This window comes from Steroidobacter gossypii (genome assembly GCF_016801985.1).
GTDB lineage: Bacteria > Pseudomonadota > Gammaproteobacteria > Steroidobacterales > Steroidobacteraceae > Steroidobacter > Steroidobacter gossypii.
This window is the reverse complement of record NZ_JAEVLS010000002.1, coordinates 943,245-957,955: the sequence shown is the minus strand read 5'-3', so window position 1 is coordinate 957,955 and position 14,711 is coordinate 943,245. Positions and strand designations below refer to the sequence as shown.

The 14,711-nt window shown below is 62.8% G+C and carries 13 protein-coding genes and 1 tRNA gene; 2 read left to right on the top strand and 12 right to left on the bottom strand.

Annotated elements, in window-relative coordinates:
• Positions 1-8: 8 nt before the first annotated feature.
• From JM946_RS11385 to JM946_RS11345, 9 genes are all read right to left on the bottom strand, one after another.
• On the bottom strand, positions 9-1,823 hold the full coding sequence (locus JM946_RS11385; RefSeq protein ID WP_203167404.1) for a bifunctional metallophosphatase/5'-nucleotidase: 1,815 nt from the start codon (positions 1,821-1,823) through the stop codon (positions 9-11).
• 102 nt (positions 1,824-1,925) lie between these two features.
• The gene (locus tag JM946_RS11380) at positions 1,926-3,344 is read right to left on the bottom strand and encodes an FAD-binding oxidoreductase (RefSeq protein WP_203167403.1); all 1,419 of its coding nucleotides are present in this window, start codon (positions 3,342-3,344) and stop codon (positions 1,926-1,928) included.
• A 90-nt stretch (positions 3,345-3,434) separates the two neighbouring features.
• Positions 3,435-3,620: a hypothetical protein gene (locus JM946_RS11375; RefSeq protein WP_203167402.1), complete on the bottom strand. Its 186-nt coding sequence runs from the start codon at positions 3,618-3,620 to the stop codon at positions 3,435-3,437.
• A 32-nt stretch (positions 3,621-3,652) separates the two neighbouring features.
• Positions 3,653-5,563, bottom strand: coding sequence for a mechanosensitive ion channel family protein (locus tag JM946_RS11370; protein ID WP_203167401.1), 1,911 nt, complete (start codon positions 5,561-5,563; stop codon positions 3,653-3,655).
• 140 nt (positions 5,564-5,703) lie between these two features.
• Positions 5,704-5,779: transfer RNA gene (locus tag JM946_RS11365), tRNA-Ala, on the bottom strand.
• A gap of 90 nt (positions 5,780-5,869) precedes the next feature.
• On the bottom strand, positions 5,870-6,424 hold the full coding sequence (locus tag JM946_RS11360; protein WP_203167400.1) for a SixA phosphatase family protein: 555 nt from the start codon (positions 6,422-6,424) through the stop codon (positions 5,870-5,872).
• 55 nt (positions 6,425-6,479) lie between these two features.
• The gene (locus tag JM946_RS11355; RefSeq protein WP_203167399.1) at positions 6,480-7,130 is read right to left on the bottom strand and encodes a YkgJ family cysteine cluster protein; all 651 of its coding nucleotides are present in this window, start codon (positions 7,128-7,130) and stop codon (positions 6,480-6,482) included.
• A gap of 65 nt (positions 7,131-7,195) precedes the next feature.
• Positions 7,196-8,302: a DUF3187 family protein gene (locus tag JM946_RS11350; RefSeq protein WP_203167398.1), complete on the bottom strand. Its 1,107-nt coding sequence runs from the start codon at positions 8,300-8,302 to the stop codon at positions 7,196-7,198.
• A 178-nt stretch (positions 8,303-8,480) separates the two neighbouring features.
• The gene (locus JM946_RS11345; RefSeq protein ID WP_203167397.1) at positions 8,481-8,711 is read right to left on the bottom strand and encodes a DUF6356 family protein; all 231 of its coding nucleotides are present in this window, start codon (positions 8,709-8,711) and stop codon (positions 8,481-8,483) included.
• A gap of 104 nt (positions 8,712-8,815) precedes the next feature.
• On the opposite strand from JM946_RS11345, the gene JM946_RS11340 reads away from it, so the two are divergent.
• A complete protein-coding gene (locus JM946_RS11340; protein WP_407700536.1) occupies positions 8,816-9,286 on the top strand; it encodes an Lrp/AsnC family transcriptional regulator in 471 nt (156 codons plus the stop codon).
• Positions 9,287-9,318: 32 nt separating this feature from the next.
• On the top strand, positions 9,319-10,794 hold the full coding sequence (locus JM946_RS11335; RefSeq protein WP_203167395.1) for a flavin-containing monooxygenase: 1,476 nt from the start codon (positions 9,319-9,321) through the stop codon (positions 10,792-10,794).
• On the opposite strand, the gene paaZ is transcribed toward JM946_RS11335, so the two are convergent.
• Genes paaZ through JM946_RS11320 form a run of 3 tightly spaced genes read right to left on the bottom strand, consistent with a single transcriptional unit; the run spans position 10,772 to position 14,710 of the window.
• Entirely contained in the window at positions 10,772-12,802 is a 2,031-nt protein-coding gene (gene paaZ, locus JM946_RS11330) for a phenylacetic acid degradation bifunctional protein PaaZ (RefSeq protein WP_203167394.1), read from the bottom strand. The genes JM946_RS11335 and paaZ overlap by 23 nt on opposite strands.
• 20 nt (positions 12,803-12,822) lie before the next feature.
• Positions 12,823-13,614, bottom strand: a complete 792-nt coding sequence (gene paaG / locus JM946_RS11325; RefSeq protein WP_203167393.1) for a 2-(1,2-epoxy-1,2-dihydrophenyl)acetyl-CoA isomerase PaaG — start codon at positions 13,612-13,614, stop codon at positions 12,823-12,825.
• Position 13,615: 1 nt separating this feature from the next.
• On the bottom strand, positions 13,616-14,710 hold the full coding sequence (locus JM946_RS11320) for a 2Fe-2S iron-sulfur cluster-binding protein (protein WP_203167392.1): 1,095 nt from the start codon (positions 14,708-14,710) through the stop codon (positions 13,616-13,618).
• Position 14,711: the final 1 nt, after the last annotated feature.

Genomic DNA, 14,711 nt, shown 5'->3' with positions numbered 1-14,711 from the left:
CTACGACTTCAGTTGGTGCGCGTGATGCGCCCTTCAATCGCCGCATTGAACGGCTGTGGGAGCGATTCCACGTACTCGACCAAGGCATCCAGATCGACGGGGCCGACCACCCGGTTCGTCCCCTCGGGGAGGACCAGGAAGTTGTCGCCACCGGCAGCAATGAAGCTGTTCACAGTCACACGATAGATCGCCGTCGGCTCGAGCGGCGTGGCCTCGGCGGTGAGGATCTGCGTGACGCGATCACCGACCGGGCGGGCGTTGTCCCAGGTGTATGTCAGGCCCGACGTTTTGAGGATCCGCGGGAAGGTCTGTCCCTGCCACTGCTGTTCGAGCAACGTTTTGATCTGCGCGCCGGTGAGATCCATCGACACCAGATCGTTGCCGAAAGGCTGGATGGTGAACAAGTCGCCCCACGTCACCTCACCCGCCGCCAGATCGGCGCGGATGCCGCCCGGGTTCATGAAGGCGAAGTCCGCATTGGTCGTGACGCGCTGTGCGTCCGCGATCAGATTGCCCAGCGAGGATTCGCCAGCGCTGCTTTCAGTGCGCGTCAAAGCAGTTGTCACAGTCCCGACGACGCGATTCACCAAAGGCGCGACGCGCTCATCGGCTTGCGCCACCAGCTGGGCCATTTTCACATCCGGCACCAGACCCGGGCCTTCATCGCCCCAGGTCGTGACGATAGCGGCGGACTTCTCCACCACATCGGCGCTCTTGCGGCTGATCGACAGGTCGATGTCGCCGTAGGCCGTGCTGGCCGAGAATGCCTGCGTCAGCAGGATCTGCTTGCCCTTGGTATTGGCGACCAGCGCATTGGTGAAGCCGTGCGCGTGTCCTGAGATCACCACGTCCACTTCGCTATCGAGGCGCTTGACGATCTCGGCGATGGGCCCGGCAGGCGGCGCCACTTCCGGATCGGTGGGGCCGGTGTAGCTGGTCTGGCCCGTACCCTGATGGATGGTGACCACGATGGTTTTCACGCCCTGGCGTTTCAGCTGCTTCACCGAGGCATTGATTGCGTCGGCCTCATCGATGAACTCGAGCCCGGCGACACCCGTCGGAGTCACGATGCTGGGCGTTTCCTTGAGCACCGCGCCGATGAAGCCGATGCGCACGCCGTCCACGAGCTTTACGGTATGAGGCGGGAGCACCGAACGGCCAGTGCGCTCATCGATCACGTTGGCGCTGATGTATGGAAACCGCGCGCCCTGCCAGCGCTCCTCGATGAAGGGCCCTTGCTCATGATTGCCGCCATAGACCAGGCGCAGCGCCTCGTCGATTCCTTCATCGAACTCGTGATTGCCGAAAGTACCAATGATGTTGCAGCGTGGCTGAGTATGAGCCTGGACATCGTGCGGCAGCTTGCGGAACAGCCGCACCGGCAGGCAATGTTTGTTGGCCAATTGGTTCAGCACGCTGATGGCAGGCTCATCCTGCAACAGCGCCGAGTTCGGCGGCGACGCTCCGACGTGATCTCCCGCGTGCACGATGATCGCGCCATCCTTCGCAGACTCAGAGGCCGCACGAAGATATGAGGCAAGCACGGCGGCGCCGCCTGCGGGCCGCGAACCCACCGTACGTGGCGACAGCTGACCGTGGAAGTCATTGATGCCGAGCAGCTTGATCTTCACCACTGGATCGTACTTCCAGCGTGAATCGCGCCATGTCAGTCGCTGAGCCGCTTTGGCGCGCGCCTCCCTGCCCTCGAGGCGTTCTTCGAACCGATCGGCTTCGTTGGAATGCGAATATTGATTGTGCGAGTGAGCGGCGACGGAAAACGTCGTCGCGACCGCGACAGCCAGCCACATGGACCGCGAACGCATGGCAACTCCCTGCAATGGCATGAGGCCGAGGAATATGCCGGGCCCGTTTTACAGAATCGTCGCCGCCAGATTGCAGTCTTATGGCACTGCGGCCGCTTGGGCTCAATCGAAGATCTTGCCCGGATTGAGGATGTTGTTCGGATCCAGCGTCCGCTTCAGCGCCCGCATGACGTCGACGGCCGGCTTGCCATGTTCGGCTTCCAGAAAGCGCTTCTTGTGCAGACCCACGCCATGCTCGCCCGTACAGGTGCCTCCCATGGCGATGGCCCGATGGACCAGCCGCTCGTTGAAAGCTTCGGCGAGCTGCCACTCTTTCTGGCTGGTTGGATCGATCACCAGCGAGACGTGGAAATTGCCGTCTCCCACATGACCCAGCACAGTGGCCGTCAAGCCGCTGGCGGACAGGTCGGTGCGCGTTTCGGCGATGCACTGGGCGAGCTTGGACATCGGCACGCAGGCGTCCGTTGAGAACACGCGACAGCCTGGCCGCAGTTGCATGGTCGCGAAGTACGCATTGTGACGCGCGCTCCAGAGCTTGGTGCGCTCCTCGGGCAGCTGCGTCCAGCGGAAATCCTCGCCGCCATTTTGTTTGGCAATCTCTTCGGCCGCGGTTGCCTGTTCGGCCACGGATGTTTCGCTCCCGTGGAATTCCATCAACAGCATCGGCCGCTCCAGCAACGTGAGCTTGCTGTGGCGATTCAGCGCCACTACCGTCATCTCATCCAGCAGCTCGCAACGTGCGATCGGCAGGCCGAACTGGATGATCTCGCTGGCGGTGCGCACGGCGGCATCCACGTCGGGGAAATGTCCCACCGCCACGCTCGATGCTTCAGGCACCGGCCGCAACTTCACCACCGCCTCGGTCACGATGGCGAGCGTGCCTTCGCTGCCAATCAAAAGATGTGTGAGGTCATAACCCGCGGAAGATTTACGAGCACGAGTTCCGGTGTGAATGATCTCACCGGAGGCTGTCACCGCCGTCAGTGACAAAACATTCTCTCGCATCGTGCCGTAGCGAACGGCATTGGTGCCGCTGGCGCGCGTCGCAACCATACCGCCGATCGTCGCATCGGCGCCCGGGTCGACCGAGAAGAACACGCCTTCTTGGCGCAGACGTTCGTTCAACTGCTTGCGCGTGACTCCCGCTTCCACGACAGCGATGCCTTCGGCGGCATCGACTTCGAGGATGTTGTTCATCCGTGACAGGTCGAGGCAAACACCCCCTTGCACGGCGAGCAGCTGCCCTTCCAGCGATGAGCCGGCGCCATAAGCGATGACGGGCACGCTGTGTCGATTGGCCAGCGCGAGAACGAACGCGACTTCTTCGGTCGTCAACGGATAGACGACCGCATCCGGCGGAGTGACATCGAAGGCGGATTCGTCACGACCGTGATGCTCCCGCACGGCCGTCGATGTGACGTAGCGTTCAGCGAAGCGCTCGCTCAATCCAGCAGCGACGGCGGGCGCCAAGGGCCGGCGCACACCCGCCACCACCGCACCGGCTGCACTCGTCGAGGCCATAAATCCTCCGCGATCAAAGCTTGCGGAGGATCATACCCGGCTATGCCTTCCTGGTCTTGCACCGCCGTCCCTGGCCTGGAGCACCGCGCCTCAGTGCGCTTTACGCTTGCGGTCAGCGTCCTTGACGCGCTGATGTGGCGAACGCTTCGCCTCCGGCGGACTGGCGGTCGCGTTGGCGCGGCTCTGCTGGTGACGGACGTTGGCTGACAGCACATCCTTCATCGTGCCGGGCGTCTTGGTCTTGCGAGTCAAATGGCTCTGCTTGTGAGTCGCCATGACGTCTCTCCTCGCTGCTGTCGATGCTGAGGTTAAGCAGCCGGAGCCGTCGCGGGTTCCGCCGAAATCACATTCAACACTTCGCGGGACACACGCTCATCGATCTCCGCCGCATGTTGCCGTTCGACCGGGTAGCGAACTACGGCGTCCACGCCTTCGGCAGAGAAGCGCAACTGGACCTGCGGCTGGGCATCGCCAGCGCCATGCGACGAACCAGCGCGTTGGATTTCCTGGGTCTGCCGCAGGATGTCGTCGCGATAGTCGTTGAGCGCGCTGCTGACCGCTTCGATGAGCCGCGTCTTGAGCGCGGCATGATCGGCGCTCAAGGGCAGGCGCACCGTGATCTCGTGCCAGGCCAGATCGATGCCCGGGATTTGTTTGAACAAGCCGCCGGAGGCTTGAAAGATGACGGAGTTGGCGAAGGCCACGACCCGCCCCGTGGGGCTCATGGCGCCACCCTGCCCGCTCAGCTCCATCAGATGCACGCGCACCAGCCCGAGATCGATGACCTCGCCGGTCACGCTGCCGATCTGTATGCGGTCGCCGACCCGAATGCCGTACTTGCCGATCAGGAAGAAATAACCGACCACCGACACCAGCACGCTCTGCATGGCCACGGCGAGACCGGCGGTGATGAGGCCCGCGAAGGTGGCCAACGAACCGAGCTCGGTGGCAAACGTGGCCGCCGCGATGGCGACGACCAGCGCCCACAGCACGATCTTTCTCAACAACAACAGACGGGAACGGCGCCGGGCGTCGGACACATAGCGAAAGACGGCGCGACGCCACACCTCCGCGGCAGTAAACACCAACGCCAGCAACGCCGCGAAAATCGCCAGGCGAATCACCAGCACGCGCCATGCTTCGCGAGACTGTCTTTGCGTGGCCTCACGCCAATTGTCGAGATTGTTCCGATACTGGGTGAGCAGCACCTCGGCCTTGCTGAGCGGCGTCACGATCGAGGAGGTTTGTTGAAACAACCAGGCGATGGTGTCGTACTGATCGCGCACTCGCTTCAAGCTGGCCTGATCTTGCGCCCGCGTTTCGGCCGCCAGCGCATCGCCGCGTGCGGCCAGCGCTTGCAGCTGTTGCAAAGGCGCGTCGCGAATCTGAGTGAAGACCTCCTGCAACTCGGCCGTGCGTCGATCGACGGTTTCGATGGTGCGCGCCTTGGCCGACAGCCGCAGCACCGTTGCGGTCAGATCCCAGATGCCGAACTGACTCAACGACGTGCTAACGGCTGCGCTCACCGACGTCGCCGCAGCGGGTGTTGTGCTCGTCGCCGGCGTCGTCAGGGGCGCCGCGCTGGCGGACGGAATGGAAGCGGCGATGGCGTCGATGTGCGTCTTGAGCGCATTCGCACCGACGTTTTCATTGGCGTACTGGGCCATGTTGGCGAACAGATTGCGCTGCGCGTTGATCAGATCCAGCTCCCCTTGCAGCACCTCGAGTCTGGCCCGCAAATCGCCTCGCTGCTGCGCCGTGGCCGCGCCAAGCTGACGCCGCACGCTTTCGATCTCGGCTTGCAGTTGCGAGCGCTGCTCATCGAGCTTTTGCTTGATACGCACCATCGAGCGCGACTCGGATGCGTCTGGATCTTGCCGCTCTTGCTGAGCGCCCGCTTCGCTGCTGATCAGTTCGGCATTGGCCCGCGCGATTTCGAAGGCCAGCGCGATGACCTTGTCGGCGGTCTGCCGGTTGGCATAGAGGATCAGCAGGTCGCTGGGCTGCGTGGCCGCCTGTTGCTGGGTGCCCAGCGTGCGATACCAATCGACGGTCTCGTCGAGGATCTGCACCACCTGCTCGCCAGTCATGATGGCGCGGGACGCGATGGGATCGGGCTTCGCATCGCTGGCAGCGCCCTCAGCGCCGTAGGACGGCATCCCAAAGGCCCCCAAGAACACCCCGCAGAACGCCAACCACAGCAGGAATCGAGCGAGCATGGAGACTCTCGTGCCATCCGTAGAGCCGGACGCCGCGAGACTATAGAGACGCGCAGATTCCGCCAAGAGCTCGCGGTTTCAGGTCGCCGAACACCGACGGTCGCGGCGTTCGGACATCGGGCGGGTCAAAAGGGGGAAGTTGGTGGACCCGAGGAGGATCGAACTCCTGACCTCCTCATTGCGAACGAGGCGCTCTCCCAGCTGAGCTACGGGCCCACCGAAGGGCGCGAATTGTAGCACCGGCCCCGCGCCTGGCAAGGGCGGCGTCGCATCAATAGCCCGTCGATAGCCCCATCAATAGCCCTATCAATAGCGAAGTCTCACCACTTTGGTCTTCGACACCTGCGGCACGAACACGACGAACATGGTGTCGTACTCGTCTTCGCCCAGGGTCACGGTCTCCCCGCTCAGCGCCTGGACCAGCGATGGGATGTTCGCGGTGCTGCCGGCGACCAGCACATACTCACCGCGATGCTCGCGCGTGATGCGCCGGGCCAGCTCCGACCAGGTCGCCGACGGTACGACGTTCACCGGCAGCGCCAGGGTCTCCGACAAGGGCGTGACCGTCTGATGGGCACGTCGGAACTCGGAGGCAAAAATCGCATCCAGGCCACGCACCGGGCGGGCCTTGGAAAGCATGGTGGCCAGTCGCGCCGCACGCTCGCGGCCCTGCAGACTCAGCGGCGGATCCGGATCGTTGCCCGTTTCCACTTCAGCATGGCGGACCACGAACACGACGGTGGTGGCGCGGGCATCGAACAACCAGGCCGCGGCGGCGACCAGAACGATGAACAACAGTACCGGGAGCACCAGCGGGAAAAAGAACGGCCGCCGGCGCATCTTGTCGAGATCTCGTTGCATGGCCGGATCATAGCATCCGAGCGCGGACGGCCTGGTGAACCATCCCAGGACTGCTTCAAGCCGACGTGTCGAAGTTCCGGACGGCTTCGAGAACGGCGCGAGCCACCTCCGCGCCGTTCTTGTTCACGACCGCAGGATCCAGAAACACTTCATAGGACTTGATGGCGAATACCGCGATTCCCATGGGCCCAGCAGGAACGCGCACGCTGAAACTGTCGCGGCGGTCCCGGATGAAGGCGGCGGCGGCACGGACCGCTTCATGTTCCCGACGATCCATCGGTTCAGGATACGAAAACCGCCATTCCCGCACTCGCTGGTTGATGACGGCCTTGTCCTCGCCGCCCGCGTCCATGCCCGCTGCGGCAAAGATCCGGCAATCGTAGTCGAGGCAGGTTTGCGGGCGATCGGCGTAGATAGAACATCGCCCGCCTTCCAACATCGGACACAGTCCGCTCGACAACGGCCGCACCGTGAGATGGCCTTGGGCGAAGCCCGGCGCGTTGACGATGAAAGTCGCTGGAATTCGGGCCGCGGCGCGCTGGTCCTCGGGGCGAAGCTGCAGCGAATAGCCGGACACGCAGCAGCCGACGCAGTCCCCGCAGGGCACGTCCATTCCTTCTTTGCCGAGCAGGGAGCGTCGCATTCGTCGCAGCCAGGCGCTGAAAGGGCCCGCGGCGACGGTGGATTCGGGGAGCGGCTGAGCCATGAGGGGCGGCTAGATAGCACCGCCCCGCCCCATGACGCAAGATCGGGCGCAAGTTTGGTGCGCGGTCAGCGCGCCGGCATGGACGACAGCGGCACCCAGGCGAGGCCGAGCTGGAAGCCGATGTCGGGCGTGTTGTTGATGTTCTGCAGGTTCTCGGTGATGCCGAACGTGACCAGGAAGTTATTGCGCCGATGACGCAGGCCCAAGCTGAGCTGGTATTTCTGCCCCAGCAACTCGTCGAGGTCGGTCTCCTCGCGCGAATACACGCTCGGGCTGATATAGCCCTGCAAATTCACATTGGTGCGCGAGGTGAGCATGCGCTCATAGCCGACGATCAGCGTCGGGATGATCTGCGCGTCGGTGGGCGACACCTGGCTCGCGCCGTCGTAATACACGGCTGCGGCGTCGACATAGAACGCATGATGTTGGCCCTTGCGTTGTAACGAGACCTGCACGCCGTAATCGGTGCGCCCCGTGGACAACAGCTCGCGACGCCCTGCGATCGGCACCTTCACCGCCACTTCGGTCGCCATGTGCCATTTGCCTGGCAAGGTCCAACCGGTGTAACGCAGACCGATGGTGGGATCGAGCAGACCGCCGTCGGTGGGCGCGCCGAGGCTCGCATATTGAGTCGACTTCAGATCGTAGATCAGGTTGGTCTGGTTGCGCGTCACCGCCGGCCGACCGAAGCTGCTAAAGCCGAAGGTGTCGTGAAAGCCTTCGATGGTGCTGTCGAGAAAGCCGCCTTGATACGAGACGCCGCTGGCGATGAGATACGCCGTCCAGATGTTCGAGATCTTGTAATGGAAGGTGACGTCGAGCAACGCCAGCTCCAGATCGATCAGATAATTCTCGCCGGGCAGATCGCGAATGGCCTGCAGCTCCGCCGGGCCCAGGTCGCGCCGGCCGCTGCCCTCCAGGGCGGTGAGATAGTCCTCGACCTCCGGGCTCAACGCCCAGGTGTTCTGATACGCCACTTCGGTTTCGATGGCGAAACTGCCGGGCTTGATCGACACCGCGTGCGCCGGCCGCATGTCCAGGCGCAGGAAGCCGAAAGGCGTGAGATCACGACTTCGTAACAAACCGTAGAGTTGACCGTCCTCGGCATGCGCCGGCATGCCACAGGCTACGCCCGCGAGCGCGCACAGCATTGCGGCTGGCAATTTTTTCACTTTGATTCCTTCAGATGACGATTCGAGCTTGCACTGAACGCGCGAGGAGCGTCTTGGATCGCAGTGCTGCGCACTTATAGTCGATTTGGCGTGCGCGAATAAAGTTGTCGCCGCCGGTCGTCGTCCAGGTTGACGGCCGGATTCGTCATCGAGAAACAGAAACTTCGGGCGGCGCGACTTATCGCGAACGGGACGCTTGACGACGCGCGAGCATCCGTTCGTGCAAGCGACAGATGCAATCGCTACCGGTGCGCACGAACAGGAATGGCAGCAACGCGTGCACCAGACAGGCCAGCCCGGCGGCGATCATCTGCAAACCAAAGCCGGCCGCCGTGCGCAAATGGGCCAGGTACGTTTCCCCCGCGGAGGCGGGATGCTCGGTAAACGGATTGGCGCGCAGAGTGCTCATGACGTGAGCCTACCGAAGCGCGGCGGCGACCCGATTGCGAAATCGTGGACATGCGACCCGCCGGACGCAACAATGTTGCGCAATCTCCGCTGCTCAGCGCTCGCATGGACCGACTGGATCGCCGCATTCTCGACCTGCTGCAACACGACGGTTCCCTGACCGCCGCCGACATCGCCGAGCGGGTGGGATTGTCCAAGGCCCCCTGCTGGCGACGGATCCAGCGGCTGCAGGAGACCGGCGTGATCCAGCGCACCGTGGCGCTGATCGATCCCAAAGCCGTGAATGTCGGCACCACCGTATTCGTCACGGTCAAGACCTCGAACCACAGCGCCGCCTGGTTCGAACAATTCGTACGCACGGTGCGCGATATTCCGGAAGTGACCGAGATCCATCGGGTCAGCGGCGAGGTGGACTATCTGCTGCGCATCGTGGTGCCGAACATCGACGCCTACGACGTCGTATACAAACGACTCATTGCCGGCTGTGCGTTCCTCGACGTGAGCGCCAGCTTTTCATTGGAAACCATCAAGCAGACCACCGCGATACCGCTCAATTACGCCGCCTTCGACGACTGAGGAGCGCGCCCGTGACGATCAGGACGACCAGGATGTCACCCGTATCTTCCGCGGAACATCTCGATGTGTTGGTGGTGGGCGCGGGTTTGTCGGGCATCGGCGCGGGATATCACCTGCAACGGCGTTGTCCCGGCAAGCATTACGCCATCCTCGAGGGCCGCAACTGCATTGGCGGCACCTGGGATCTGTTTCGCTATCCGGGCATCCGATCCGATTCCGACATGTACACGCTCGGTTATTCGTTTCGGCCTTGGCGGCACGACAGAGCCATCGCCGACGGCCCCACCATCCTCAAATACGTCCGCGACACGGCTCGCGATTACGGCATCGATCAAAAGATCCGTTTCAATCATCGAGTGAAGCGTGCGACGTGGTCATCGGAGACTGCGCTGTGGACGGTTGAAGCCGAGCAAGCCTCCGGCGACCTCGTGCGCTTCACCTGCAATTTCCTGTTCATGTGCAGCGGCTATTACAACTATGAGGCCGGCTACACCCCTGCGTTTCCTGGAGCCGAGCGCTTCCAAGGCCGCATCGTGCATCCACAGAAATGGACTGAAGATATCGACTACGCCGGCAAGCGCGTTGTGGTGATCGGCAGCGGCGCAACGGCAGTGACTCTCGTGCCAGAGCTGGCGAAAACAGCCGCGCACGTAACCATGCTGCAACGTTCGCCCACTTACATCGTGGCCCGACCGCAGGAGGACGCGATCGCCAATTGGCTGCGTCGGCACTTTCCGGCGAGCTTCGCTTACGGAGTCACTCGCTGGAAGAACGTGCTGCTCGGCATGCTGTTCTACAACCTGTGTCGGCGCGCGCCTGAGCGCATGAAACAGAAAATCATTCAGCTCGTGAAGCAGGAGCTCGGCGGCGCATGCGATGTGGAACGACACTTCACGCCGCGTTACAACCCTTGGGATCAACGCTTGTGCCTGGTGCCCAACGGCGATCTGTTCGTCGCATTGAAACAAGGCAAGGCTGCGGTGGTGACCGACCAGATCGAAACATTCACCGAGCGCGGCTTGCAACTGTCTTCGGGCGCGGAGCTCGAAGCGGACCTGATCGTCACTGCAACCGGTTTGAACCTGCAGGTACTCGGCGACTTGCAGCTGAGTGTCGACGGCAGGCAGATCGAGCCGGCGCGCACCATGAGCTACAAGGGGATGATGTTCAGCGACGTGCCGAACTTCGCCGCGGCGTTCGGCTACACCAATGCGTCATGGACCTTGAAGTGCGATCTCACCTGCGAGTATGTGTGCCGGCTGCTGAACTACATGGAGCAGCACGGCTATCGGCAATGCACCCCGCACAACGACGATCCTGCCATCGCCGCCACGCCGTGGATCGACTTCACTTCTGGCTACGTGCAACGCTCCATCGACCGCTTCCCAAAGCAGGGCTCCAAAGCGCCGTGGCGGCTGTATCAGAACTATGCGCTCGACCTGCTGAACCTGCGCTTCGCCGCCGTCGACGACGGGGTCATGCGGTTCAGCTCACCGGCTGCTCGCTGACCATCGTCAGCACGTCGTAGCTGGCCACGATCTCGCCGTTCTGATTGGTGATCTCGGTGTCCCAGGCGACTTCTCCATAGCCTTTGTCCGCGCGCAGCGACTTGGATTTGCAGGTGAGCCGCACCTTGATGCGATCGCCAGGTTTGACCGGTTTCACGAAGCGCAGCCGATCGAGGCCGTAGTTGGCAAGCACCGGCCCATACGGCGGATCGACAAACAATCCGGCCGCGGCCGAGATCAGGAAATAACCATGCGCCACGCGACCGCCGAACAGCGGATTGCGAGCCGCCGCCGCTTCATCCATGTGAGCATAGAATGTATCGCCCGTGAGCGCGGCGAATTTCTCGATGTCGTCCAGCGTCACTTCACGTTCGGCCGAGTTCAAGCTGTCGCCGACCTGCAGCTCATGGAAAGCCTTGCGGAACGGATGCCGTCCGGGCTCCTTCTGCACGGCGCCGCGAGTCCAACGCCCCGTGACCGCCGCGATGGTTTGCGGGCTGCCCTGAATCGCGGTGCGCTGCATGTAATGCATCAGCCCGCGAATGCCACCCATCTCTTCGCCGCCGCCGGCGCGGCCTGGACCGCCGTGCACCAGCATCGGCAGCGGAGAACCATGTCCGGTTGATTCCTTTGCGCAGTCGCGATTCACGACCAGCAGGCGGCCATGCATCGGAGCGAGACCGAGCACGAGCTCGGTGGCCAACGCGTCGTCCGCGGTGAACACGGACGAAACCAAACTGCCCTCGCCCAGGCGCGCGAACGAAATCGCCTCTTGCGCCGATTCATAAGGCACGACTGTGCATACCGGGCCGAACGCTTCGATGTGATGCAGGGCCTTGGCCTTCCTCGGCTCGCGACAATAAAGCAACGCCGGCGGCACGAATGCGCCGCGCTCATGCTCGGCGCCAGCCAGCTCGACGTGTTCCGATGTGATCAATTCAGCTTCGCGTCGCAACTCGGCGATGCGACCCAGGACCTCACGACGTTGTGACAAAGCGGCCAGCGGCCCCATGCGAACATTCTCGAGCCGGGGATCGCCGACCACGACTTTGCCGAGCGATGCACGCAAAGCTTCGGCCACGGCGTCCGCATGCGCGGCAGGGACAATGGCCTTGCGAATGGCAGTGCACTTTTGACCGGCCTTCGTGGTCATCTCACGCGTGACTTCGCGCACGAACAGATCGAACTCGGGCTGGCCCGGTTTCGCATCCTCGGCCAGCACACAGCTGTTGATCGAATCCGTCTCGCTGATGAACCGTACCGAGTGGGCAACGATGTTGTGATGAGTTCGCAGCTTCTGCGCCGTGCTCGCAGAGCCGGTGAAAGAGACCACGTCCTGGCAAGTCAAATGATCGAACAAGTCACCTACGCTGCCGCACACGAGTTGCAGTGAGCCTTCCGGTAAGATCCCGGATTCGATGATGCGCCGGACCACGAGCTCGGTGAGATAGGCAGTCGTGGTTGCCGGCTTGACGATGGCCGGCACACCGGCCAGCAAGGTGGGTGACAGTTTTTCCAACATGCCCCACACGGGGAAGTTGAACGCGTTGATGTGCACGGCCGCCCCTTCCAGGGGCACGCAGATGTGCTGGCCGACGAACGTGCCGGTCTTGGACAACATCTCCAGATCGCCATCGACGTAAACGCGACTGTTCGGCAGCTCGCGTGTCCCGCGGCTCGCGTAAGCAAACAAAGTGCCGAAGCCACCGTCGATATCGATCCACGAATCTGTCTTGGTCGCGCCCGTTGCATACGAGAGCGCGTAGAACTCGTCCTTATACTCACCGAGTTTCTTGGCCAACTGTTTCAGCAGCGCGGCGCGCTCATGAAACGTCAGCGTGCGCAGCGCCGGACCGCCAACTTCGCGTGCGTATCGCAGCGTCGCTCGGAAATCGATGCCGCTCGAAGACGCTGATGCGATCACCTGGCCTGTGGTCGCATCGCGCAGCTGCTGCGCCTCGCCTTCCCCCGCAAACCAACGACCTTGGATGTAGCTCTTCAATTGCATGTTCGTGCCCTCCCCGTCGGCTAGCGACCGGTGAATTTCGGCGTGCGCTTCTCGGTGAAGGCGGCGACGCCTTCGGCGTAATCCTGCGAACGGCCCAACTCGCGTTGGAAGTCGCGCTCCTGATCCAGCTGCTGCTCGAGCGAGTGGCTCCAGGATTCGTAGATGGCTTGCTTGGTTCGCGCCAGTCCGCGAGTCGGCGCTGCCGCAAGCTGCGCGGCCAATTGATCGACGGTGTTCTTGAACTCAGCATCCTCAACACAGCGCCAGATCAATCCCCACTGCGCCGCCTGCTCCGCCGGCAACTTGTCTCCCAGCAGCGCGAGGCCCATGGCGCGAGCGTTGCCAAGCAGTCTCGGCAAGAACCACGTGCCGCCCGAGTCCGGTACGAGCCCAAGCTTGCTGAATGCTTGCACGAAGCTCGCCGACTTCGTGGCGATCACCAGGTCGCAGGCCAGTGCAATGTTTGCTCCGGCGCCGGCTGCGACGCCGTTGACGGCCGCGATCACCGGCATGGGCAGGGTCCGAAACGCGAGGACGAGCGGCTTGTAGTACGTGTCGATGGAGTCGCCGAGATCAACGCCCTGCCCGCCTGGTGCGACGGCGCGATCGCCCAGATCCTGGCCGGCACAGAAGCCGCGACCGGCGCCGGTAAGTACCAGCACGCGCGCTTCGCTGTTTTCGCTCAACTGCGACAGCGCCTCCCGCACTTCCTTATGCATCTGCACGTTGAAGCTGTTGAGCCGATCCGGACGATTCAAGGTCAGCCGCGCGACACCGCCCGACACCTCGAACAAGATGGTTTGATAGCTCATATCACCGCTCGTCGTAGGTTAGCTCGAGCTCGCCACTGGTCGGGCGCGCCTGACAGCAAAGCACGAAACCGGCCTCCACTTCCCAAGGCTCGAGTGCGTAGTTCACTTCCATCGCCGCGCTTCCCGCCGTGACTTTGACACGGCACGTCGAGCACACGCCGGCGCGACAGGAGTAAGGCAGCTCCATGCCGACGCGCTCCGCGGCGTCGAGGATGGTGGCATCGTCGTCCAGCATGGCGAAGGTTCGTTGGCGGCCATCCATCGTGATGGTGATCTTGGCAACCGCTTCCGCTGCTGCGCGCCGAGTCTTCGGGATCCCCACTTGAGGCGCAGCTTGCGCGGCGCCGGCCGGCATGTCGCTCGCGAAGCGCTCGGTATGAATGCGAGTGGCATCGACACCCAAATCGAGCAACGTGTCGCGCACGCTCTCGATCATGTTGCCCGGCCCGCACAGGAAGAATGCATCGGTCTCGAGCGGATCGAACACTTCACGACTCAACAAGGTGACTTTGTCGCGATCCAATCGACCGTTGAACAGCTCGACTTCCTGCGGCTCCCGGCTCAACAAAAAATACAATGACAGTCGAGCGGGGTAGCGATCCTTCAGCGCCAGCAACTCCTCGGCGAACATGATGGTCGAGGTGGTGCGGTTGCTATAGAAGAGGATGAATCGACTCTGCGGCTCGCTCGCCAGCAGATTCTTCACGATGCCCAGAATAGGCGTGATCCCGCTGCCGCCTGCGAATGCACAGTACGTGCGCGCTGTCGACGGCTGTGGCTCGGCGAAGAAGCGCCCTGTCGGCGTCAGCACATCGATGCTGTCACCCGCGCGCAGCTGACTCGCCAGGTACTGCGACATGCTGCCGTTGTCGTGCAGGCGCACGCCGATTCGCAGGTGACTTTCGTCAGCCGCGCTGCAGATCGAATAGGTCCGTCGCACTTCGTGCCCGCCAATCTGCGCGCGCACGCCCACGTGCTGCCCCGGAAGAAATCGATACGCCTCACGCAGCGGCTCCGGCACTTCAAACGAAATGCACAGCGCGTCGCTGCCTTCGGGTCGTACCTCAGCCACTTTGAGCGGATGAAAGGTCAGCATG